The organism is Paenibacillus sp. EKM206P (assembly GCF_011066155.1).
GTDB classification, from domain to species: Bacteria; Bacillota; Bacilli; order Paenibacillales; family Paenibacillaceae; genus Paenibacillus; species Paenibacillus polymyxa_D.
On sequence record NZ_JAAMNQ010000017.1, the window covers coordinates 1 to 21,548 of the forward strand.

The 21,548-nt window shown below is 42.9% G+C and carries 16 protein-coding genes, 1 pseudogene and 1 riboswitch; of the genes and pseudogenes, 14 read left to right on the forward strand and 3 right to left on the reverse strand.

The window, feature by feature from the left end; genetic code table 11:
- Positions 1 to 843: condensation domain-containing protein (locus G9G53_RS23485; RefSeq protein ID WP_165150628.1), on the forward strand; the 843-nt coding region annotated here is incomplete at its 5' end.
- A gap of 834 nt (positions 844 to 1,677) precedes the next feature.
- Here the strand turns inward: G9G53_RS23485 and G9G53_RS23490 are convergent.
- Positions 1,678 to 2,316 (reverse strand): YczE/YyaS/YitT family protein, encoded by a 639-nt coding sequence (locus G9G53_RS23490; RefSeq protein ID WP_165150629.1) that lies wholly within the window; start codon positions 2,314 to 2,316, stop codon positions 1,678 to 1,680.
- Positions 2,317 to 2,430: 114 nt separating this feature from the next.
- On the opposite strand from G9G53_RS23490, the gene G9G53_RS23495 reads away from it, so the two are divergent.
- The 4 genes from G9G53_RS23495 to G9G53_RS23510 all read left to right on the forward strand — a co-directional run bounded on the left by G9G53_RS23495 (position 2,431) and on the right by G9G53_RS23510 (position 4,365).
- A complete protein-coding gene (locus G9G53_RS23495; RefSeq protein ID WP_029515334.1) occupies positions 2,431 to 2,883 on the forward strand; it encodes a MarR family winged helix-turn-helix transcriptional regulator in 453 nt (150 codons plus the stop codon).
- 26 nt (positions 2,884 to 2,909) lie between these two features.
- On the forward strand, positions 2,910 to 3,428 hold the full coding sequence (locus G9G53_RS23500) for a GNAT family N-acetyltransferase (protein ID WP_165150630.1): 519 nt from the start codon (positions 2,910 to 2,912) through the stop codon (positions 3,426 to 3,428).
- Positions 3,429 to 3,513: 85 nt separating this feature from the next.
- Positions 3,514 to 3,610, forward strand: a riboswitch (guanidine-I (ykkC/yxkD leader).
- A 95-nt stretch (positions 3,611 to 3,705) separates the two neighbouring features.
- Positions 3,706 to 4,047, forward strand: a complete 342-nt coding sequence (locus tag G9G53_RS23505; protein ID WP_069011472.1) for a DMT family transporter — start codon at positions 3,706 to 3,708, stop codon at positions 4,045 to 4,047.
- Between the two features lie 3 nt (positions 4,048 to 4,050).
- On the forward strand, positions 4,051 to 4,365 hold the full coding sequence (locus G9G53_RS23510) for a DMT family transporter (protein WP_023988641.1): 315 nt from the start codon (positions 4,051 to 4,053) through the stop codon (positions 4,363 to 4,365).
- A gap of 146 nt (positions 4,366 to 4,511) precedes the next feature.
- Here the strand turns inward: G9G53_RS23510 and G9G53_RS23515 are convergent, their stop codons facing one another.
- Positions 4,512 to 5,237 (reverse strand): helix-turn-helix domain-containing protein, encoded by a 726-nt coding sequence (locus G9G53_RS23515; protein WP_165150631.1) that lies wholly within the window; start codon positions 5,235 to 5,237, stop codon positions 4,512 to 4,514.
- Between the two features lie 15 nt (positions 5,238 to 5,252).
- On the opposite strand from G9G53_RS23515, the gene G9G53_RS26615 reads away from it, so the two are divergent.
- Positions 5,253 to 5,714, forward strand: a complete 462-nt coding sequence (locus G9G53_RS26615; protein ID WP_165181879.1) for a hypothetical protein — start codon at positions 5,253 to 5,255, stop codon at positions 5,712 to 5,714.
- 324 nt (positions 5,715 to 6,038) lie between these two features.
- Here the strand turns inward: G9G53_RS26615 and G9G53_RS23525 are convergent, their stop codons facing one another.
- Positions 6,039 to 8,885, reverse strand: a complete 2,847-nt coding sequence (locus G9G53_RS23525; protein WP_069011470.1) for an alpha-amylase family glycosyl hydrolase — start codon at positions 8,883 to 8,885, stop codon at positions 6,039 to 6,041.
- Between the two features lie 537 nt (positions 8,886 to 9,422).
- On the opposite strand from G9G53_RS23525, the gene G9G53_RS23530 reads away from it, so the two are divergent.
- The 8 genes and pseudogenes from G9G53_RS23530 (at position 9,423) to G9G53_RS23565 (ending at position 21,530) form a co-directional block, all read left to right on the forward strand.
- On the forward strand, positions 9,423 to 11,519 hold the full coding sequence (locus G9G53_RS23530) for a starch-binding protein (protein WP_081317572.1): 2,097 nt from the start codon (positions 9,423 to 9,425) through the stop codon (positions 11,517 to 11,519).
- A 221-nt stretch (positions 11,520 to 11,740) separates the two neighbouring features.
- Positions 11,741 to 11,857 (forward strand): annotated as a pseudogene (locus G9G53_RS23535) (hypothetical protein); the annotation flags it as partial.
- A 315-nt stretch (positions 11,858 to 12,172) separates the two neighbouring features.
- On the forward strand, positions 12,173 to 14,869 hold the full coding sequence (locus tag G9G53_RS23540) for a sensor histidine kinase (RefSeq protein ID WP_165150633.1): 2,697 nt from the start codon (positions 12,173 to 12,175) through the stop codon (positions 14,867 to 14,869).
- Positions 14,862 to 15,569, forward strand: a complete 708-nt coding sequence (locus tag G9G53_RS23545) for a response regulator (protein ID WP_029515325.1) — start codon at positions 14,862 to 14,864, stop codon at positions 15,567 to 15,569. Before G9G53_RS23540 ends, G9G53_RS23545 begins: the two co-directional genes overlap by 8 nt.
- Before the next feature lie 259 nt (positions 15,570 to 15,828).
- On the forward strand, positions 15,829 to 16,161 hold the full coding sequence (locus tag G9G53_RS23550) for a hypothetical protein (protein WP_029515324.1): 333 nt from the start codon (positions 15,829 to 15,831) through the stop codon (positions 16,159 to 16,161).
- A 547-nt stretch (positions 16,162 to 16,708) separates the two neighbouring features.
- Positions 16,709 to 18,415 carry a sensor histidine kinase gene (locus G9G53_RS23555; protein ID WP_029515322.1) on the forward strand — a complete coding sequence of 569 codons (1,707 nt, stop codon included), beginning with the start codon at positions 16,709 to 16,711 and terminating at the stop codon, positions 18,413 to 18,415.
- Between the two features lie 2 nt (positions 18,416 to 18,417).
- Positions 18,418 to 19,824 (forward strand): response regulator transcription factor, encoded by a 1,407-nt coding sequence (locus tag G9G53_RS23560; protein ID WP_165150634.1) that lies wholly within the window; start codon positions 18,418 to 18,420, stop codon positions 19,822 to 19,824.
- 47 nt (positions 19,825 to 19,871) lie between these two features.
- Positions 19,872 to 21,530: an extracellular solute-binding protein gene (locus tag G9G53_RS23565; RefSeq protein WP_238437862.1), complete on the forward strand. Its 1,659-nt coding sequence runs from the start codon at positions 19,872 to 19,874 to the stop codon at positions 21,528 to 21,530.
- Positions 21,531 to 21,548: the final 18 nt, after the last annotated feature.

A 21,548-nucleotide genomic window follows, 5' to 3' on the forward strand; every position in this document is an offset into this window, starting at 1 on the left:
TACGCCGTGTGGCAGCAGCAGGAGATGCAGCGTGAATCATACCAACGCCGGGAACACTTCTGGCTGGAGCATTTAGCCGGAGAATTGCCGGTACTGGATTTGCCAATTGCTTATCCTAGACCTGCTGTTCGCAGCTTCGAGGGTGCGATGTATGAATTTACAGTGGACGCGAATGTATCCGAGCAACTGCACCGAATTGCGGCACAGACCGGAAGTACACTGTACATGGTACTGTTGAGCGCCTACACCGTTCTGCTGTCCAAATACAGCGGTCAGGACGATTTGATCATCGGTACGCCGGTAGCAGGCCGCTTGTTGCCTGAGCTGGAGCCACTGATCGGAATGTTCGTCAATACGCTAGCCATTCGGCATCAGCCGAAGGGCAACCAAACGTTCCACAGCTACTTGCAGGAAGCCAGAGATCGTACGCTGCAAGCCTTCGAGCATCAGGATTATCCACTGGAAGAGTTGGTGGAAAAGCTGGATGTAACACGGGATGCAAGCCGTAACCCGTTATTCGACACCATGTTTGTACTGGAAAACACAGAGTCGCCGGAAGCGAAGCTTGAAACACTGTCCTTCAGCCCGTATGTTCGGGAGCATCGTATTTCCAAATTCGATTTGACTTTGTCTATGAGTGATGAAGATGGGGAGATGAAGGGTTCCTTTGAATATTGCACGAAGCTATTTGGGGCTGACGCTATTGAGAGATTAACCAGAGATTTGATAGCGATCCTGTCCCAGATTGGAATCGATCCAGATTTGCTGTTAAGCGATATTCAGGTGAACTCGGACGAGCAGCCGGAAGGCTTCTCACCGGATTCCATCGACTTTGTTTTCTAAATCCGTTTTCTAAAATGCAATGATTTCACTTTGCGTGTGCAGAGGGTGGCGGCTTGTCCGACTGCCCTTGCCTGCAAAGTATTCTTTTTCCGACACAACGCTCATGTACTAACATTAAAAAAAATACAATTCCCTTTGAAAATTTAAGTATTATAAACAATTCGTCGAGTTTAGGTTGATTATGCACATTATATATTAGGGGAAGAGTATAAGATGGATTAGCTCCATTTTATATTCCGAATTGTTTAGATTATATAAAAGGTACCACTTTGAGTAAGCTCAATGAACTCTAACAAAAGAAGACCCGCGTTTCAATAACGCGGGTCTTCTTTTGTTAGAAATTGCTGGTTTGATTCATATGCAGTTTAAAGACCAATTTGATTAAACCATCATTTTAATTACGATAATTCCAATCAATGCAAGAATTAAGCCGAATATCTCTTGACGACTCATTTTTTCTTTTAGATAGAATTGAGACACGTTCTAAAAGTGTCCCTTCATTTTTTTGATTTTTTTGTTTTGCTCATTAAAAGTTACATCTGTTGAAGAAGGAACTTGTCTAATCTTAATTACAAAGGCTATAAAACAAGATGGCCAGTATGCCCCATTGCCAGTCTTGATACTGTCCTACTTGCAGATCTCGCTTGTATCTAACAACGATAAGAGAGAGGATAATTACAGAATCCGACTAGCTGCACTAAAACGGCGTCTCTTCCCAAAGCAAAGGAGCTAGCAGGATAACAAGCGCAGGCGTTAGTCCCGAAAAAAATGCTATGACTGAAGCTCGACCAAGACAAACTTAAGATCGAAACAAAGAGATATGAGCATCAAGCTTCAGTCTCTTTTATCTTTCTCATGATTTGGTGATGTAGCAGAGTGTGTTAATATGCGGTCAAGTATTTTTTTAGTAAATGGCATAAAGTAATTGAGTATTAGCCCCCCTAAACAAACGGTTAACAAGGTTCCAATGCCAATGGGTCCGTTTAAAAGGACTGCTATGATCAAGAATATAAGGTAGATGAATGTTCTCGAAAAAAATAGATTTGTTCTAGTAAATTCTTGTATGATTAATGTTAATCGGTCAACTGGAATGGGTGCAAAATTTGTCTGTAAATATGTTGCAGTTCCTAATCCTACAACAACTAAACCAATTCCAAAACAAACAACTTTGCTGTACCATAGTTCAGGTGTTATCAAATTGTGTAATAAAAAAAGCCACATATCAATACCAATACCCGTTATAAATGCTGTTAACAACCCCAAAACTTCTGGTGTTTGTCTTTTTAAAAGCGAATTACAACCTATCAATATTATAGCTATTATGATTTCCCAACTTCCCACAGTAAGCCCCACATTTATAGACAGTCCTACTAAAAGTGCATCAAAAGGTGAAGCCCCAAGGTCTGATTGTATAGTGAACGAAATTCCAAGGGATAATATAAAAATTCCTAATACGAAAAAAATATATTTCAATTTACTCGACCTCTTTAATATAATTTTATGTTGCAAATGCAATAAAAATAAGGTAAATTCAATATATATCATTTTTATTGCATTTGCAACAAAATAGGGGTAAAGGAGTCCATTATGAAGGAAGTACTTCGTGAAATTGGAATGATCGCAAGAGCATTAGATTCTATAAGCAATATTGAATTCAAAGAATATGACCTTACAAAAGGACAATATTTATACCTTGTACGAATATGTGAAAACCCAGGAATCATTCAAGAAAAGTTAGCTGAGATGATAAAAGTAGATCGAACAACCGCATCTCGTGCTATAAAAAAACTTGTTATCAACGGATTTATTGAAAAGGAAGAGGATCAGCATAACAAAAAAATTAATAAACTCTTTCCAACAGAAAAAGGGAATAAAGTCTATCCTTTTATAAAAAGAGAACATGATTATTCGGATAATGTTGCATTAGCGGGATTTTCGGAAAGTGAAGTAAACACCATTTTTAATCTTCTTCAAAGAGTAAGAAAAAATATAGGTGATGAATGGGAATTTGTAAAAAAAGGGAACAAGAGAAATTATTGATTTACATGAAGGAGCGATAATTTAAAGTGACTGTAAAAATAATAAAGTGCAGCCGTGAAGATCTACAAATACTCCAAGAAATAAGTATTGAAACATTCAACGATACTTTTAAGGATCTGAATTCACCTGAAAATATGAAGGCCTATCTGGAAAGAGCATTTAACTTTAAACAGTTGGAGAAGGAATTGTCCAACGTCTCTTCAGAATTCTTTTTCATCTATTTCAATGAAGAACTTGCTGGATATTTAAAGGTAAATATGAACAATGCCCAATCCGAAAAAATGGGTAATGAGTCGCTCGAAATTGAGAGGGTTTATATAAAAAACAGATCTCAAAAACATGGGCTTGGTAAATATCTGCTAAATAAAGCTATGGAAATTGCAATGGAACATAATAAAAAGAAAATCTGGCTCGGTGTATGGGAAAAAAATGAAAACGCCATTGCTTTTTATAAGAAAATGGGGTTTGTTCAAACTGGCGCACACTCTTTTTATATGGGTGATGAAGAACAAATTGATTTCATAATGACCAAAACAATGATATAAGTTTAGGGAGATATACGAATTTTTATTGATTTTATATTGTGTTTTATTCACTAATATGTATAATGTTAACTATAAAATTGAATTCAAAAATGTTTTCTAGGGTTCCGCGATAATATCGGCTGGTCCGAGAGAAAACTCACAGTCGTCGTACTGTGCCACGGAGGGATAAAAGCCTGGGAGAAAAACTGCTGTATGCAGTATTCTCTCAGGCTTTTTTTTATTGCTGCTATAAATTCATACTACATTTGCAGCATTATCTAAAAGGAGGAAGCACAGAATGAACAAGACATGGTTATCTGTTGTAGTTGCGGCATTATTCGAAGTTGGATGGGTCATCGGCCTGAAACATGCCAGCGGCTGGTTAGAGTGGGGGGGCACTTTAGTTGCCATTTTAGTAAGTTTCATACTCATGATTATGACTTCCCGTACGCTTCCGGTAGGTACGGTGTATGCAGTATTTGTCGGATTGGGAACGGCCGGCACTGTATTAGCAGAAATTTTGTTGTTTGGTGCTGAGGTAAAGGGATCTAAATTGTTGCTAATCGGGGTGCTTCTGCTCGGAGTTGTAGGACTCAAAATACAGAGCAAAGAGAAGAAACAAGGAAAAGAGGTGCACTGACGTATGAACTGGGTATTTCTTATTTTGGCAGGCGTATTTGAGATGATGGGAGTTCTCATGATTAATAAGCTCCATAAAGACCGGAATTTCCTGTCTGCTTTTTACTTGCTTGCAGGCTTTGGATTGAGCTTTTTGTTTCTATCCCTGGCCATGGAAACACTACCAATGGGAACGGCCTACGCTGTCTGGACCGGTATTGGAGCTTCTGGCGGAGCCATATTGGGCATGATCTTCTACAGTGAACCGCGTAATACCGCGAGGATTCTGTTCATCGCGATGGTACTCGGTTCAGCAGTTGGCCTAAAGCTGGTAAGCTGAATAATGATGGAATTAGAAAAACTGCTGCTCATCTTAGAACAGCAGCGAACTATCTGAATGCTTATGGTAGCTAGAAAAGACCAGCGTGCAGACAAAGTATCGATAAGAAATTTTGTCTGCATGTTTTTTTGCATACTCTTAGCCTTCTATCTCTGATCTTCAGGATCGCCGCGTTGTGTTTTCAGTTTTAGAAAATGAAGAGTCATTTGAAGCTTCAGGCGAATATCACCATCGCTTAGATCAACCTCGAAAAGCTCACGTATCCTGTTGATTCGATAGAACAAAGTATTTCTATGAATAAAAAGTGTTTTAGCAGCAAGATTTGGAGTGTCCACATATTGAAGATAGGCTTCAAGGGTGGGCAGTAAACTTGTTTTGTGGCCATTGTCATAAGCAATTAACTTTTGGATAACTGGATGGCAGAAGTCAGCGAGATCGTTCTGTTCCGATATGATCTTTCCAATATGCTCGCAGAGATAGTCCTCATACATATACACTGGCTTGTTTGAATTAAGTTGGAAATCAATCTCGACGGCGGTTAGGCATTGCTTATAATATTTTCGCAAAAAAGTTAAATGACTAAAGCAGTTACTCAGCGAAGCAGTTAGACCGTTTACTTGGAGAAATTCTAGAAATCGTTTGTCTTCAGCAATGATTTTACAGGATGAATCAACGAGGGAAATGAGAAATACAATGCGTCCCTGATATACGATCCAGCGGCTATCCGGTAGCAATTGGATCATATGCTGTGCAACTAACTGAACTTTCCCGTACACCAAAGCTGTTATCCAACAGTCGTTGGTCTCGGGATCGCGTGAATAATAAGGAATAAGAGCCATACGGGTGAGTTCGTACAGAATGGATTTCTTCATGCTCTCAATGAGTGGTTGGAGCGAGAAGGTGCTTATAGCGCCCTTCATAGAACGAAGCCGGAAACCCTGGCTTTTGCATTAAGTGATTCCCCGACCGGTCTTGCCAGCTGGATCGTAGAAAAATTTCGAGGTTGGAGTGACTGTGACGGAGATATGAAGAGGTCTTTTTCACTTGATCATATCCTCACCAACATATCGATTTACTGGTTTACCAATTCGCTTGCTTCTTCCATACGAATATATACTGAAGGTACTCAAATGCCACTGCATTTCACCGAAGGTCAGCGCGTTACTGTTCCAACAGGGGTTTCCTTATTTCCCAAGGAGCTGCCCACGCCTCCCCGAAGCTGGGTAGAACGCGTCTATAATATTACGTACTGGGAGAAAGCGAATAAAGGCGGTCATTTCGCCGCTATGGAAAATCCTAAATTGTTTGCCGACCATCTAAATCATTTTTTTCATACATTAAGCGTCTGATAGCCTCTATCCTTCGGGGAGCAATGCAGGGGGGATAAACAACAACGGAATGGACAAGAGAGCAGGGTACGTGCTCACGCTTTATCAGTTCTAGGGGCGGGATAACCGCTAATACTTGATGGTTGTTGGTCATTAAATATACGGAAGAATTTACGCACATAGAAGCTGTCGTTGGGGCATCTTGGTTCACTCCCATCCGTTAAAAATTTAGTTCAGAGCAATATCCTGACTCTCTCTCTTAGATATACTTTTTAATTGGAAGCAACCTTAGCACAGTGCAATACCGAACTGAGGTTGCTTCAGTTATCTAAGACATACTACCGTTTACTTCAGATAGGTTCCCGTTTCTCCAATTCCACCTCTACCATTCAATACATATACCCTTGCATTTCCTTTGCCGGAGCATGTCAGGGTAATCTTGCCATCAGTAACGGTTTTGGAATCACCGGTCACCGCATCCACATAGGTTCCGTTCGGAATTCCGGTAAACGTGGCGTTTCCTGAAATCGTGACCAATGCAAAGCTGTCAATGCCTTTGGCACTGTCGGTATATCTTCTCTTAAACGCCAGATTGCCCGACACATTCTCTGTGGAATACTGGCCTTTTTGCAAGGCGGGAACAGCTCTTCTGATTAAATTAAGCTGTCTGATATGTTTCGCCAGAGGATGGTTGAGCGATTCCGCAAGCGTGCCAGTAGCATTTGTGTATTTGCCGTAATCTTGTACCGTAACATTGCCTTCCACGTGATCGCCGAAATATGCTCGTCCCGTTTTGCTTAGCGGTGCGTTTGGACCTGTATCAATAGTTGCCCCTTTTTGAAACTCGATTTCGGAGCCGTAGAAGATAGCGGGTATTCCGCGGAAGGTGAACATCAGATCGAGATTCTCAGCCCAAGTGTCCTGTGTGCCCGCGAATCTTTGATTTTCCGGAGCCTGGTCAGGAGCATAGTCATGCGAGTCGACATAGGTTACATTCCACGTAGCATCATTATAGTATTGGTCGCCACTTCTCATATTGAATGCTTCATGCGCGGTCTTGAATGCCCAATGCATTGGAAAATCAATCACATCCATGCCCGATTTCATCGAATAGTCAGGCGTATGATAGGTATTTCCGTTTAAGAGAGCATTGTTCGAGGTTGGCTGTCCTGCTGTAGTAGAGTTGTCCGTCCACTCTTGTTCAACTGACGCTTTATTGGAGGCGTAGTCATTCTTTCCATCGCCTGGATACGATTTCGAGCTTTTCCAAGTATAGAATGGCGTCGAGATCGCCGGAATTCCACTGTTCCAAACATCTCTGTAACGTGTGGCTACTTCTCCAAAAATATAGAAATCCGAGCCGCCTCTTGTTTTCCAGGCAGGAATATAGTATTTATTGAAAATATACCGGCTCACATGCTTCACCGTATCGACACGGAAAGCGTCAACACCCATGTCAATATAGTGATTGTAGGTATCAATTAAATATTTGTTAACTGCAGGGTTTTCCGTGTTCAAATCCACGCAATCTCCCGCTATCTGACCAGTCTGAACCGTATAGGATTCCCAGGAAAGACTTTTCTCTGTATGGTAAATGTTATTGTTCGTTCCCTCGTTCTTCATTAAGGCGAGCCTTGCCTGATACTGCTGATCGGGTGTCATAGTATCATAGTTTGGTGGCAGCTTATCCGTAGTTTTCACCAAGTTGTTAGCAGTATCCGGTTTAGCCGGATCTTTCTTGAACATGGGGTACAGATTCTCTTCACCGAAATTACCCGTATGATTGACGACGATGTCCTGAATAACCTTCAGCCCTTTGGCATGGGCTGCATTGATCAAATCCTGATAAGAAGCTCCCGCCGATTCATACCGTGGGTCTACTTTGGCAAAATTTAAAGCATGGTAACCATGGTAATCATAACCGCTGGCATTTTGCACAACAGGTGTAATCCAGATGGCGCTGAATCCGAGGGCTTTGATATAATCGAGCTTTTGAATCAGCCCCTTAAAGTCTCCTCTCCAAGCCGGGTCCGAATCTGGATTGCGCGCCTTTCCATCATCCCATGCGTGCACGTTGTTGCTCGGATCACCGTCATAGAACCGAGAAGTAATCACGAAATAGATGGTGTCTTCCCGAAAATCCTTCTTATTTCCAATATTATAAACAAAGCTCTGCTTGGTTTGATTACCAGCGCCGTCTATAACGAGAAATTTTAATGTCGTAGTCTTGGAGATAAGAATAGACGGTCCAGTCAATCCGGTCAGCGCGTTGCCGAGAATATAGACTTTTGAGCTTGTGGTTGGTTCTGTACCATCCTCCGTATAGTATGCCTTGGTCGTTGCCGCCTTGTTATCTTTCAGGTTAAAGGATACAGTCACCGAGGAATCAGAATGCCCGGCAGGCAAATTCGCTGTGATTGTCGGAGCTTGCAGATCTGCATTCAGGTCAATTACATAATCAAAAGAGGATGCATTTCCAGTTTGACCGATTGAGTTGATACCGAAGGCCTTAATGGTCAAAGAGGAAGCAACTTGGATTGGAGAGGTATACAAGGTCGAGGATGTCGTAGGTGTCGAACCATCTATCGTATAGTAAATCTTATCATCACTGTTGGTGCTGGAAAGCGTCACCGTTTGGGACGAATCATATGTTTTGGGTACAGGAGAGGCGGAAATCGCCGGAATTTTAGGCATTTCCGGGCTGACATCATACCATGTGTTATCTGTGTAATACCAGCCCTCTTTCACACTGCGGGACAAGTCGGCCGTTTGTTTGCCGCTACTGTCATTGAAAATGAGGCTTGAGCCTGTGGCATCGGCAATGGTGTAGCTGTACCAGTCATTTCCATCCGACTTCATCAGGATTCCCGGCCACGCCCCGCTTATCGGAACGCTTGCCGGATTCAGGTTCCAGTAATGGATTCGAATCGCTGAATTCCAGCTTGAAGGTTTCTTAAAGTGAACCGTTAACCCAGTTTGAGTTGATTTAGTTGTTGTGGTAGGTGTATACGTTGCGGTAACGGTAGACGTGATCGAAGCGGTTGTCGATGGAAGAGCAGTCGCTGTGGAATTCGTGTAGGTGGCTGTATAATCGTTGTTACTCGAAGCTACGCCGGGTAAGCCGAAGAAGTTGAAGCAAAGCGATAAAATAATCAACCAAGAAATAAAACTCCCAGTTTTTTTTCTTAGCAAGTTAACAACCTCCTGATAATATTTAGTGGAATGGATTTTGCAACCGGTTGCATTAAAAGTAAAAAAAAGAAAGGCATTTATTTGGATAAAATAGATTCATTGATCGCCTCCTCCATGGTATGTAGGGAAATAAATCATTGTACGCGCTTACAAAAGAAAATATGAAAAAAACATCCACAGGGCACTATGCCAATGATTTTTCCTTTTATGATTATATCAACCATACTTTTACTAGTCAATGCAATTGCAGGGACATTATTCAAATCTAAGAAAACCAGTTCGTAATTGAAGTCAACGTCCAAAAAGTCTTGAAGGCACAGTGAATAATAATGAGGGGGAAAAAAGGCCGTTGGAAATTTATCTTTAATATAAGCATTGACAAATTGTCAAATAAATGAAATCATGTCGTTGAGCTCAATTATGTGCAAACGATTGCCCTTTTTGGAAGCGTATACATGTTGTTTTGCCCTCTTTTATTTACTCCTAATCTCTCAAGAGAGGTTGGTTGTAAAATAAAATTTAAAAGGAGAGTTTAGTATGAGGAGGAAGACAAGCCCCATCTTGAGGCGTACCTGGAGTATCGTTCTCTTTGTCGTATTGTTGTTGCAAACGAATGGCTTTACTCCCGAAGCACAGGCGAATGCCGATGTTCGGCAGTTAGGAGGTTCGGATGCGAAGCTATCGGCTGTCGCAAACTACGAACTCCCGGAAAGAACGAAGGATGGTCTTATTTTTCATGCGTGGAACTGGTCTTTTGACAACATCACCAGGAACCTTCCGGAACTGGCTCAGGCGGGATTTAAAGCGGTGCAAACTTCGCCAATCCAAGCCAGCAAGGAAGGGTTGACAGAAGGCAGCAAGTGGTGGATTTTGTACCAGCCCATCAACTTTAAAATCGGCAACTCTCAATTGGGAAGCAGGGATGATTTCAGACAGCTTTGCCAGGAAGCGGATAAATACGGCATAAGTATCATTGTTGATGTTGTCGCCAATCATACGGGGAATGCGGGCGGTGGAAATCAGCAGTATCAGCCGGCGCATAATGTTGATTCGGCAATCAAGAATAACAGCTATTTCTGGCATGAGGCCAGAGGTGTGGAAAACTGGAATGACCGTTGGCAAGTCACACAGTGGGGAATTGGTCTGCCCGACCTCAACACGTCTAACCAGGAATTGCAAGATATCATTATCGGCTTCCTGAATGACGCCATTTCCTTGGGCGCCGACGGCTTCAGATTCGACGCCGCCAAGCATATTGAGTTGCCCAACGATCCGGGGGGCTCCAACTTCTGGCCCCGGGTACTGGGTTCGTTAAACAATAAAGATAGACTGTTTAATTACGGAGAAGTGCTTCAAGGTGGAGCTGACAACTTTGCCGGCTATGCCAATTACCTCAGCTTGGCCGCCTCCAGCTATGGGGACAGTGTCAGAAGCGCCGTTGGTTATCACGGTGGCATCAATGTTGATGCGGCCAAATCTTTTAACGCTAATAATGTAAGCCCCTCCAAATTAGTTACCTGGGTCGAATCGCATGACACTTATGCCAACGACAACAGCGAATCGACGGGGTTGAACGATTGGCAAATCAAAATGGGCTGGGCAATCATCGCCTCCCGGGCGGAGACGACCTCTCTGTTCTTCAACAGACCGACAGGAGGTGGGAAATTTGCGAATCGGCTCGGCGATGCGGGGAATACGCTCTGGAAGGACCCGGACGTCGTTGCCATTAACAAGTTCCACAATGCCATGGTAGGTCAAGACGAATACATTAGGACGCAAGGGAATCAAATTATGCAGGTTGAACGCGGTACCAAAGGCATGACGATTGTGAATCTTGGAGGCAATGCTCAAATCAACTCCCCTACCAGACTGGAGGACGGCGTTTACCAGAACAAGGCCAATGGCGGTGGATCGTTTACGGTGTCGAACGGCAGAATTACCGGCCATCTGGACGGAGGCAGGATCGCCGTACTGTATAGCGCAGCGCAACAAACTCCGTCAGTATCCGTCGATCCTGGGGAAGGAGCCTTTTTCACAGATTCTGTTAACGTGAGAATGAACTATTCCAATGCAGACTCGGCAACGTACACTTTGAACGGGGGGCCGGTGACTCCGTTCAGTTCGGGAGATATGGTCAGCATTGGCGCTGGAACTCCAATCGGATCGACGTTTGTTCTGAAAATAGTCGCCGCGAATTTGTCTGGTCAAACAGAGAAGATGTTCAGATATACGAAGGAGGAACCGAGCTCGGGCATGACCGTTCATTTCTACAAGCCTTCCGGCTGGGGAGTACCGAACATCTACTACTACGATGATTCCGTGACTCCGCTCAGGGAAGGCTCAGCTTGGCCGGGCGTGGCCATGCAGAATGAAGGCAACGGCTGGTATGTGTATAGAGCCCCGGACTGGACGCAGGCGAAGGTCATATTCAACTCAAATGGAAATCAGATACCCGGATCGCAAATGCCTGGATATGCCGTAAGTGGCGAGAGATGGATCAAGGAAGGACGGATTACTCCGCAAAATCCCGATGGGACAAAACCGACGGTTACGATCGATAAACCGGAAGGAACATTCCAAGGGGATAGTCAGGAGATCACGCTCAATTACACCGATGTCGACAGTGGTACTTAGAGACTGAACGGCGGTTTTTTACTACCGACCACAAACTAACGATAGGCACGGGTGATCTGCCCGGTGCCCGCTATACGCTGGAAGTGACAGCTAGCAACGCTATAGGGAAAACGAACAATAGCTATACTTTCGCCAAAGCACAAAGCCCAAGCGAGAAGATGTTGACTTCCAAGAAAGAAAATACAGCTGGGTCGGGAGGTCCAGGGGAGCGGCTTGTATGAATGGCTTTTGGGAAACCTATCTCATTGCATGAATTCTTTTACCCGCTAATGCAAGGTTGCGGCTCGGTCGTTTTGCAATGCAATATTGAGCTTGGCGGTTTAGATCAGCATTTGTCGAGGGACAAGAACATAGTCCTATTAAAAGTCGCTATTTTGGCGGCTTTTTTTGTTGTATAGGCTTTTCAAAAAAACTGAAACTTATTTAAGTTCGCACTTAGCCAGCTTTAGAAAGTTTTTTATATTATTTTGCTGCTATCCTTCCACTGAGAAAGCTAGTATAGAATCAGGATTTTGAGGCTTCTTTAAGGATGTTATTACATAAGAACGGATCTTAATACAATCTTAATGCTGTAGGCAAATTCGTAATACGGTACTGATTTTGCCCATGATATACTAAGGATTGAGAGATATATAATAGAGGGTGGGCACAGGATGGCAGCAAAACAGAACGATGCCGAGTCCATATTTGATCAAATTACTGACTTGCCGGTAAGGAAAAGAAGAGGAAGATTGAAGGTTTATGTTGGATATGCACCAGGTGTTGGGAAGACCTGTGCGATGCTTAGCGACGCCCACGAAGAGCAAAAAGAGGGTATAGATATCGTAGTTGGATATATTGAACATTATGCCCGGCCATACACTGCGGCGCTGTTGGAAGGACTTGAACTTCTTCCTTACATCAAAATTTCAAATAAAGAATCCTCAACTAAGGAATTTGATCTGGACCAAGCGCTCCAGAGAAGCCCTGACCTTATATTATTGGACGATTTGGCCCATACCAACGCGGCAGGATGCCGACATAAAAAAAGATATCAAGATGTCGAGGAGCTTCTTCGCGCAGGAATTCATGTATATACGACGATGAATGTTCAACAGCTCGAAAGCCTAACGGATATTGTTTACTCCATTACTGGCATTTCCGTTGACGAACGCATACCGGACAGTGTATTTGACAGTGCTGATCAGGTGGAATTAGTCGATATTGAACCGGATGATTTAATAGGACGTTTGAATAGGGGAAAGATTTATCCTGAGGGGGAGAATACACAGGCTCATTTATTTACCAAGGAGAAGCTGACGGCTCTACGTGAAATTGCTTTGCGTAATACAGCAAGTCAGTTAAACCGAATTGCGGAGCAAATCAGTGAGCAGGCGATAACAAATGAATCTGATACGAAAGAACATATTCTGGTCTGCCTGTCTTCGGCTGCTTCCAATAAGAAAGTGATCCGAACAGCAGCAAGAATGGCGGCAGCTTTTCATGGTCATTTCACCGCGTTGTTTGTGGAAACACCAGAAGCGAGAGAATTGACATCAAAAAATAAAGCGGAGTTAAGGGAAAACCTTAGGCTGGCTGAGCAAATGGGTGCACAAATCGCAACGATGTATGGAGACGATATTCCAGGACAGATTTCCGAATATGTCAAAACAAGCCACGTATCGAAAATTGTCCTAGGACGCTCCCCTTACAAGAGAAGAGGGCTTGCAAAATCCAATGTAATGGATAAACTAACGGCCTTGCTTCCTAATATTGAAATCTATATTATCCCCTATACTCAGTCCTCCTTATATAAAAGATTGCCTTTTTACGAAAAATACCCAATGCTGTCGTTGGCAGATACTATCAAGACCATTGTTATCTTGACTGTGTGCACAATTATTGGCTTGTGGTTTAAGTATTTGGAATTCCGAGAAGCTAACATTATCACCGTGTACATTCTAGGGGTTTTGTTAAATGCAATTGTGACCAAGGGCAGAATGTATAGCGCCATTTCTTCGGTTATGAGTGTACTTGTGTTTAATTATTTCTTTACCGAGCCTTATTATTCTTTACAGGCTTATGATTCAGGCTATCCGGTCACCTTTCTGGTCATGCTGGCTGCTTCTTTCATGACGAGTACACTAACTATGCGAGTTAGAGAGCAGGCTCGGCAGTCCGCGCAAAAAGCTTACCGTACCGAGGTGCTTCTGGAAACAAGCCGGAAATTGCAACAGGCCAAAGACTCTCCGGCTATTATTAATGAAATGGCGCATCAAATGGTGAAGTTGTTGGACAGAATGGTCATTTTCTATTCAGTTGACCAAGGGGAACTGTCGGCGCCGCAGTTTTTTCCAAAGAAAGAATCTGCAGTTGATCCAGGGGTCTACACAGGAGGCAACGAACGTGCAGTTGCAGAGTGGGTGTATAAAAACAACAAGCGTGCAGGAGCTACGACGGATACTTTTTTTGGCGCTAAGTGTCTATATCATGCGGTGCGTGGAGGAGATCAGGTTCTTGCGGTGGCAGCTATTGTAATGGATGAGGAAGAACCTTTAGAAGTTTTTGAAAATAGCCTAATGCTTGCCATGCTGGGAGAATGCGCGCTGGCGCTGGAGAAAGAAAAACTGAACCAAAGACAACAAGAGATCTCCATGCAAATCCAGCAGGAGCAACTCCGTGCCAGTCTGCTTCGGTCCATTTCTCATGATTTACGCACTCCTCTTACCAGCATCTCAGGCAATGCGGGGATTCTTCTTGGAAACTCAGAGGTACTAAACGAGGAACAAAAAAAAGGTCTATATACGGATATATATGACGATTCCATGTGGCTGATCAATTTAGTAGAAAATTTGCTGTCCATTAGTCGAATCGAAGGTGGTACTCTAAATCTTAATTTTCAGGCAGAATTAATGGAGGAAGTCATTTCGGAGGCTCTGCTTCATGTGAATCGCAACAGTGTGAAGCATGTCATTCAGACGGAATTGGATGATGAATTGATGATGGCTCGAATGGACTCCCGACTTATTGTTCAGGTATTGATCAATATGATTGATAATGCAATCAAGTATACCCAAGATGGCTCTCACATCACGATTTCCGCAAGACACGAAAGACATATAGTCGTTGTAGAAATCTCAGATGATGGCCCCGGTATTTCTTCAGAAGAAGTCAAGGTCAGACTGTTTGAGATGTTTTATACGGCAGACAACATTCATGGGGACGGACGCCGTGGATTAGGGCTGGGGCTTTCTCTGTGCAAATCAATTGTGAATGCTCATGGAGGTACTATTGGTGTTAAGGACAATGTCCCTAAAGGGACGATTTTTTATTTTACCCTGCAAGCTGAGGAAGTGAATGTTCATGAATAAACCTTTTATCCTTGTTGTGGAGGACGATAAACCCATCCGCAAGCTGATTACGACAACCCTGGAGACACAGGGTTATAAATACCATACGGCTGAAACAGGGGAAGCATCGATTTTAGAAGCAGTATCCAAGCAGCCGGACCTAATGATTCTGGATTTGGGGCTGCCGGATATGGACGGTGTAGATATCATAAAAAAGCTTCGTGCATGGTCGAATATGCCTATTATCGTGGTCAGCGCACGCAGCGAAGATCGGGATAAAATAGATGCGCTGGATGCTGGAGCGGACGATTATCTAACAAAGCCCTTCAGTGTAGAAGAACTGCTGGCCAGACTTCGAGTCAGTTTACGAAGAATTCGAAATGACAGTGATAAGCTCCTGAAGGATGCTTCCAGCTTTATTAATGGAAATTTGAGAATTGATTATGCAGCAGGATGCGTATGGATTGGTGAAGAAGAAATTCACCTGACCCCAAGCGAATATAAACTGCTTTGCCTGCTGGCAAAACATGTAGGCAAAGTACTGACCCATAATTTTATTCTGCATGAAATCTGGGGCAGCCACAGCTATGACATTCCTGCCCTGCGTGTGTTTATGGCAACGCTGAGAAAAAAAATAGAAAAAACATCATCACAAACTAAGTTTATTCAAACACATATCGGAGTTGGTTATCGTATGCTTCAGGTTGGAGATGATGGCTAGGTAATCATATTATAATGATGTAATTAGAGATCATGCTCTTTTGGAGCATGGTCTCTTTATTTTTCATCTGTCATCTAAATCTTAAGGTGATCTTTATACCTATATGAAAACCCTAATCCTAAACTAATGGTGAAAATGTTACGCTGAATTCGGAAGTAGAGAGGATAAGGAGGTTTGGCATGTGAGATGGGCACTCCCATGTTCGTCTGTTTCATCGGCTAAGCTGTCAACTGAGTGGAAAGGGAAAGAGGTATGGGGAATGAATGAAATTTTAACAATTGCGGGTCTGATCTCAATTGTGCTGGCGGTGCTGTATTTCGTTAAAAAAATATATGATTTTATCGATTTGCAGAAGGTGACACGGAAGGATATCTATGAGAACTATGATATCTATAAAGCAGCTCAGAAGTTTGCTCTCGGTACACCCGTCGATGAGATCAGAGAAATCCTGACAAACAGCTATGAGTTAGACGATAACCAGGTTGAAGAGACAATGCTTTTGGCTCTTCCTCATCGGCACGATACAGATGGTGGTTATCTTGCCTTTATCAAGGCTGTAAATCGGGTGCTGGAACAAGAGGTTTACAGCTAAACGTTAGTAAGAAGGAAAAATATGAATCGTTAGGCCGCGTTACTGGTGTTTGCTCCCAACTTGGCCAGAGAACAATTTCTACAAGTGCTGAGTGAAGGAGAGAAATTATTTGTTGCTTTGGCATCCAATCCTGATCAACAACAACATTTGTAAGAATTAGGAGTAGAAAATGTTATTGAAAGCTTAGAAGGCTTATTCCACTTGTTGAAGACGGAGTGAGTCTTTTTTACATGCAGAAAATTCAACTACAATAAGCAATTAAAAACGGCAAGTCGATGTATGCAAAGAGGAAGAGAGAATAAGTTCTATGAATTCCATGAAAGCGTTTGACATATTTGAATATCAATCTATAATTATGAACAGAATTGGACCTCCCCGAGATGGAGGTATCCTGATTTTTTCAATCTGAATCGGATTAAGATGTCGCCAATTTTCAAATAGGTCGCTGCCTATGAGGAAGACGATAATTGATAGAGCTGTTATTCATAAACAGCAAGCTCATAACCAGGGGCTTGCTCTTTCATTTACCTAAGGAGAATGGGTCGGAATGACACTTAAAAAAAGAATCTTTTTATTGTTTTTTCTCAGCGCATTTATTCCCTTTATCAGTATATTTGCAATTTCTTACTATACCATTGATTCCATTTTTGCGAATAAAATCAATGATGGAATTAGGAGCAATCTACAGCAGGTAACTTCATCACTGGAAAATTCAATTACCAACCTGAATCATGTTACTCAGCAATTATCCTATAGTGGTACATTAGGCAAAAAACTGGATGAAGTCTTGAAGCCTTCCTCCAATATATTTGAATTGATTGAGGCTAGAGATGAATTAAAGAATGAGTTAAATGTCGTAACGTTTACTAATCCGAATATAGGTCTGACCTTATACTATTTCCAGAAAGAAGGCACTACACAGTTCGCTAACTTTCCCATCAAAGATCGTTTTTCTCCCGAGTCTTTGCCTGTGCTTTCCAAATCATATGGCATTGCGTACTATGGTCCCCATATGAGTATGAACCGATTTGATGATCAGCTTGTTTTATCTGCTATGCGAAAGGTACAGCTGCCTCAAAGGGACGATGTATATATTTACATCGAATCCGGCTTTCGTCTTACACAGGATATACTGGGTTACAATCAATACAAAGGAGCTTTATCGCATTTAATCCTGAATGGTGAGGGCAACATTGTTTACAGTGAAATTCCAGAAGCGATGAAGGTCGGAGAGAATTTTTCCAGCATATCGAAAGGTACTGCAAAAGATGGAATATCCCGTGATTACCATTGGTTTAAGGAGGACTCCAGTCAGAATTGGAGCGTCATATCGGTAATTTCGCAGGCTAAGTATCAACAGGAGAAAAACCAGTGGTTGCTTCAAATATTACTGGTCGCTTTATTTTTTCTCGGCTTTACCGTATTTCTGGCTTGGCTTCTGTGGAAGATGGTTTACAAACCACTCGGTCTGTTCCATTCGGAAATTAACGGAATGTCTCAGAATCCACAAAAGGCAGGCAGCCAGACCCGCACTCAAATTCCCGAGTTTGATTTTCTGTTGGGGGAATTCTCAAATATGCAGCATCAAATCGGCGACCTGTTCAAGGAAGTGCAGCAGAAAGAGAAGATTCGTGCAGATTTGGAAGTGGAAAAATTGTTATATCAGATCAATCCTCACTTTCTGATGAATACGCTGGATACTGTGCACTGGCTGGCCGTCATGAACGGACAAGGGGAGATTGACAAGTTGGTGCAATCCTTAAACAAGCTGTTGTATTACAATTTGGGTAAATTAGGGCAAGTATCCACGATGGAAGAGGAAATTGATGCGCTAAGACAGTACCTAATCTTGCAGCAAATTCGATATGACTTTGAATTTGACGTACGTATTTCAGCGGATGATCAAGTGCTTCAAATACCTGTGCCTCGTTTTATTTTGCAACCGTTGGTTGAAAATTCACTTTATCATGGACTGAGTGACGAAGGTTTTATTCAAATTGAAGTTACACTTGCCAAAACGCTGAATATTTTAATACAGGATAATGGAGCAGGCATGACCGAGGAAGCGATTCAAAGACTTCTGAATAATCGTATAACTGAACATAAAAAAGTAGGGATGGGCATTGGACTCAATTATGTCCACCGCATGTTGAGGGCACAGTACGGAGATCAAGCACAACTGGTGATCGAAAGTGAATTGGGTACAGGGACAAGTATACTGCTCATACTTCCTATCAAAGGAGAAGATGTCTGAGGATGATTAAGGTATTGATAGTGGATGACGATAAATTAGTACGAAAAGGAATAAGCTCTGCGATGCCGTGGAACGAGTTCAATATGGAGGTTGTAGGAGAAGCAAGTAACGGGTTGAAAGCACTGGATTTTCTGAAAGCCCAACCGGTCGATCTGATGTTGACGGATCTCGCGATGCCGGTGATGTCAGGTATTGAACTGATGCGAGCTGCAAGGCAGCTCTATCCAGAACTACATATTGTCGTATTAACACTGCATCAAGATTTCGATTATATCCAGGAAGCGCTCAGACTTGGAGCCATCGACTATATAGCCAAAGTTCAGCTCGAGAAGGAGCAATTCGAACACGTGCTGCATCGAATACATGCTCGGATTGACGAGCTGGCGAATACAAGACGAAAGCTGCCTCTGCTAAGTGAGACCAATGTCCATTATCGCCATGTGTATGCACTTGTTTCACTGGATCGCAAGTCAGGACAGAGCTGGCCGATTGAACTGACATCCAATGTAGACGAGATCCGATGGGAGGTTGAACGGAACTGTTGGATGTGGACGGCACCCATGGACGTAGAGGATCAGCTGTTCCATAAACTGAAGGAATCCCTGGATCAAGTTCCCCAAGGCGCCTTGCTGGTTATATCCGATGTACAAGACCGAACATGGTCGCAAATCCAAAACTGGATTATGAATTATACAGAAACGTCCTTATTCTATGCATACAACCCTTATGATCCTGTCATTGCCGTTTCGATGGATGTGGAGGACTCTTTTCCAATAGAACCGAAGGATGAAGACATGGATCGTATTAAGCAAAGTTGGTTCCTATCACCATGGACCCACAACGATAGTTACTACAACCAACTGATTGAACAGCTCAAATCACTAAGACTGCATAAAGGCCAGCTGATGGGATTGCTATACTCTATAGTTATGGAATGGAATCACCTTTTTGCCCAGACTACGCTGGGTAGAATCTCAATGATCCATTCTTTTCAATCCTGGTACGAGGTAGAAGAGTGGATCAAGCAGACCTCTGAGGGCATTCGTAAGTCAGATGAACAGACTTCGTATTCACAGGAAATTGTAGACGCCGTGAAAAAAGCGATTATGATCATGCACAATGATTTGGACCAAGCTTTTACAGCTTCAGGTCTGTCCCAGCAACTGAACATCAGCCGAAGCTATTTCAGTCAATGCTTCAAGGATCTGATGGGGAAAACCTTTAATGAGTACTCCCGATTTATACGAATAGAGAAGTCTAAAGAGTATTTATTGAATACAAACAACACGATTTTCTGGATTGCGGAGCGAGTGGGTTATACGGATGAAAAATATTTCAGCCGAATTTTTCGCGAATTGACAGGTCTGCTACCAAGCGAATATCGACACCTCGGCAGAGGGGATAAATAGCGTACTCTCCCAGATGACCAATAAACCGGGCGAAAGAGGGGAAAGCGATGATTAAGAAGATGGCTGCATGTGTTCTTGTCGTCAGCTTAATTGCAGTGACCGTATATTTCAGCAAACCATACTTCCGGGAATCGCCAATGGGACCAACGAAAACAATCTCGGACACTGCCGCTGCCGATCCATTTGGGAAATATGAACATCCCGTTTCCATCCGACTGGGATATGCGGTAGACCCAACAGGCGCGGATCTCTCTGGAGGAGAAACACTTGAGAAGAATATATGGAAAACGGTGATTAAACAAAACCTTAACATTGATGTCCAGGTATTATGGCAGGTATCGAAGGAAAATCTGAGTCAGAAAATCGACCTGGCTATCGCCAGCAATGATCTGCCGGATGCCATGATTGTAAATCAGCTGCAGCTGAACGAGATGATCAAGGCTGGTGAAATTGAAGATCTAACCGAGGCATACAATAGCAGCGCATCACCGGAAATAAAAAAAATTATTGATAGCACAAACGGATTGGCTATGGAACAAGTGACCTTCGCTGGCAAGATAATGGCTGTTCCTTCTGTGACAGCGGAAGACTTCAGCATGCTCTGGATTCGACAGGATTGGCTGGACCGTCTTGGACTGAAACCGCCGAAAACGGTAGATGATCTGGAAGCTATCGCCAAGGCCTTTGTGGAGAATGACCCAGATGGAAACAGTAAGCGGGATACGATTGGCCTTGCTTCAAGCACTGGACTGTATAACGATTTCAACAACAGTGCTTTTTCTTTTGATCTAACGCCAATCTTCGCAGCATATGGATCTTTTCCGGGATATTGGCTGAGCAAAGATGGAAAACCTGTATACGGTTCGGTTCTACCGGAAACGAAGGACGCCTTGGTCAAACTGCGTGAAATGTACGCCAAAGGCCTTCTCGATCCAGAACTGGGTCTCCGCAAAGAAGCGGAAGAAACAGTTATTAACGGTCAGGCGGGGATGTTCTTTCAAGGTTTCTATGCTGGGTACTGGCCCCTTCCGAGCGCTTGGCAGAACGAGCCGGAGGCGAACTGGCAAGCATACGCACTCCCACTGGATGCAAACGGTGCATACCATGTAAAGGTGGATAATCCGTCAAGTTCATTCTTGGTGGTACGAAAAGGATATGCTCATCCCGAAGCGATCATAAAAATTAACAATCTGTACCTTCGTGATGAGTTCAAGTACGGTACGCGTTTTATGCTGGGCCGCAATTTCTTAGCTCCGGCAGATGAAGCACGATTTGAATCAAAGGCTGCGCAGGATATTCTGATGGGAACCAAAACACCCGCCGATTTCAAGGACAAGTCTGAATACAAATTGCTGGAAAATTTGGTTTCGACAATAAAACAAACCAAATTGAAGCCTTATGATCAATATGGTATTTCCTATTGGAATGAACACAGCAACAGCTTTATGCGGGGTTATTCGCTTCTAGTAGGCGGAAGAAATTTTTTCGATCCAAACATCCATAAAGTTCGAAGCCTTACCTATATACGAACTCCAACGATGGAGAAGACTTGGGGTGAACTATCAAAACTGGAACATGATACATTTTTAAAAATTATTTTAGGCGCTGAACCGACCGATTCATTTGATCAATTTGTCGAGGAATGGAAGGAACAAGGGGGCGATCAAGTGACTGTGGAGGTGACTGCACTCCATAACCATCGCTGAAGACCATCATGAATGTGA

What these genes read in the sequence shown, in the direction of transcription:
- G9G53_RS23540 (WP_165150633.1), top strand. Translation starts at nt 12,173, where the DNA reads ATGGCAGCAAAACAGAACGATGCCGAGTCCATATTTGATCAAATTACT.
- G9G53_RS23550 (WP_029515324.1), top strand. Translation starts at nt 15,829, where the DNA reads ATGAATGAAATTTTAACAATTGCGGGTCTGATCTCAATTGTGCTGGCG.
- G9G53_RS23515 (WP_165150631.1), bottom strand. Translation starts at nt 5,237, where the DNA reads ATGAAGAAATCCATTCTGTACGAACTCACCCGTATGGCTCTTATTCCT.
- G9G53_RS23495 (WP_029515334.1), top strand. Translation starts at nt 2,431, where the DNA reads ATGAAGGAAGTACTTCGTGAAATTGGAATGATCGCAAGAGCATTAGAT.
- G9G53_RS23510 (WP_023988641.1), top strand. Translation starts at nt 4,051, where the DNA reads ATGAACTGGGTATTTCTTATTTTGGCAGGCGTATTTGAGATGATGGGA.
- G9G53_RS23505 (WP_069011472.1), top strand. Translation starts at nt 3,706, where the DNA reads ATGAACAAGACATGGTTATCTGTTGTAGTTGCGGCATTATTCGAAGTT.
- G9G53_RS23560 (WP_165150634.1), top strand. Translation starts at nt 18,418, where the DNA reads ATGATTAAGGTATTGATAGTGGATGACGATAAATTAGTACGAAAAGGA.
- G9G53_RS23555 (WP_029515322.1), top strand. Translation starts at nt 16,709, where the DNA reads ATGACACTTAAAAAAAGAATCTTTTTATTGTTTTTTCTCAGCGCATTT.
- G9G53_RS23530 (WP_081317572.1), top strand. Translation starts at nt 9,423, where the DNA reads ATGAGGAGGAAGACAAGCCCCATCTTGAGGCGTACCTGGAGTATCGTT.
- G9G53_RS23565 (WP_238437862.1), top strand. Translation starts at nt 19,872, where the DNA reads ATGATTAAGAAGATGGCTGCATGTGTTCTTGTCGTCAGCTTAATTGCA.
- G9G53_RS23545 (WP_029515325.1), top strand. Translation starts at nt 14,862, where the DNA reads ATGAATAAACCTTTTATCCTTGTTGTGGAGGACGATAAACCCATCCGC.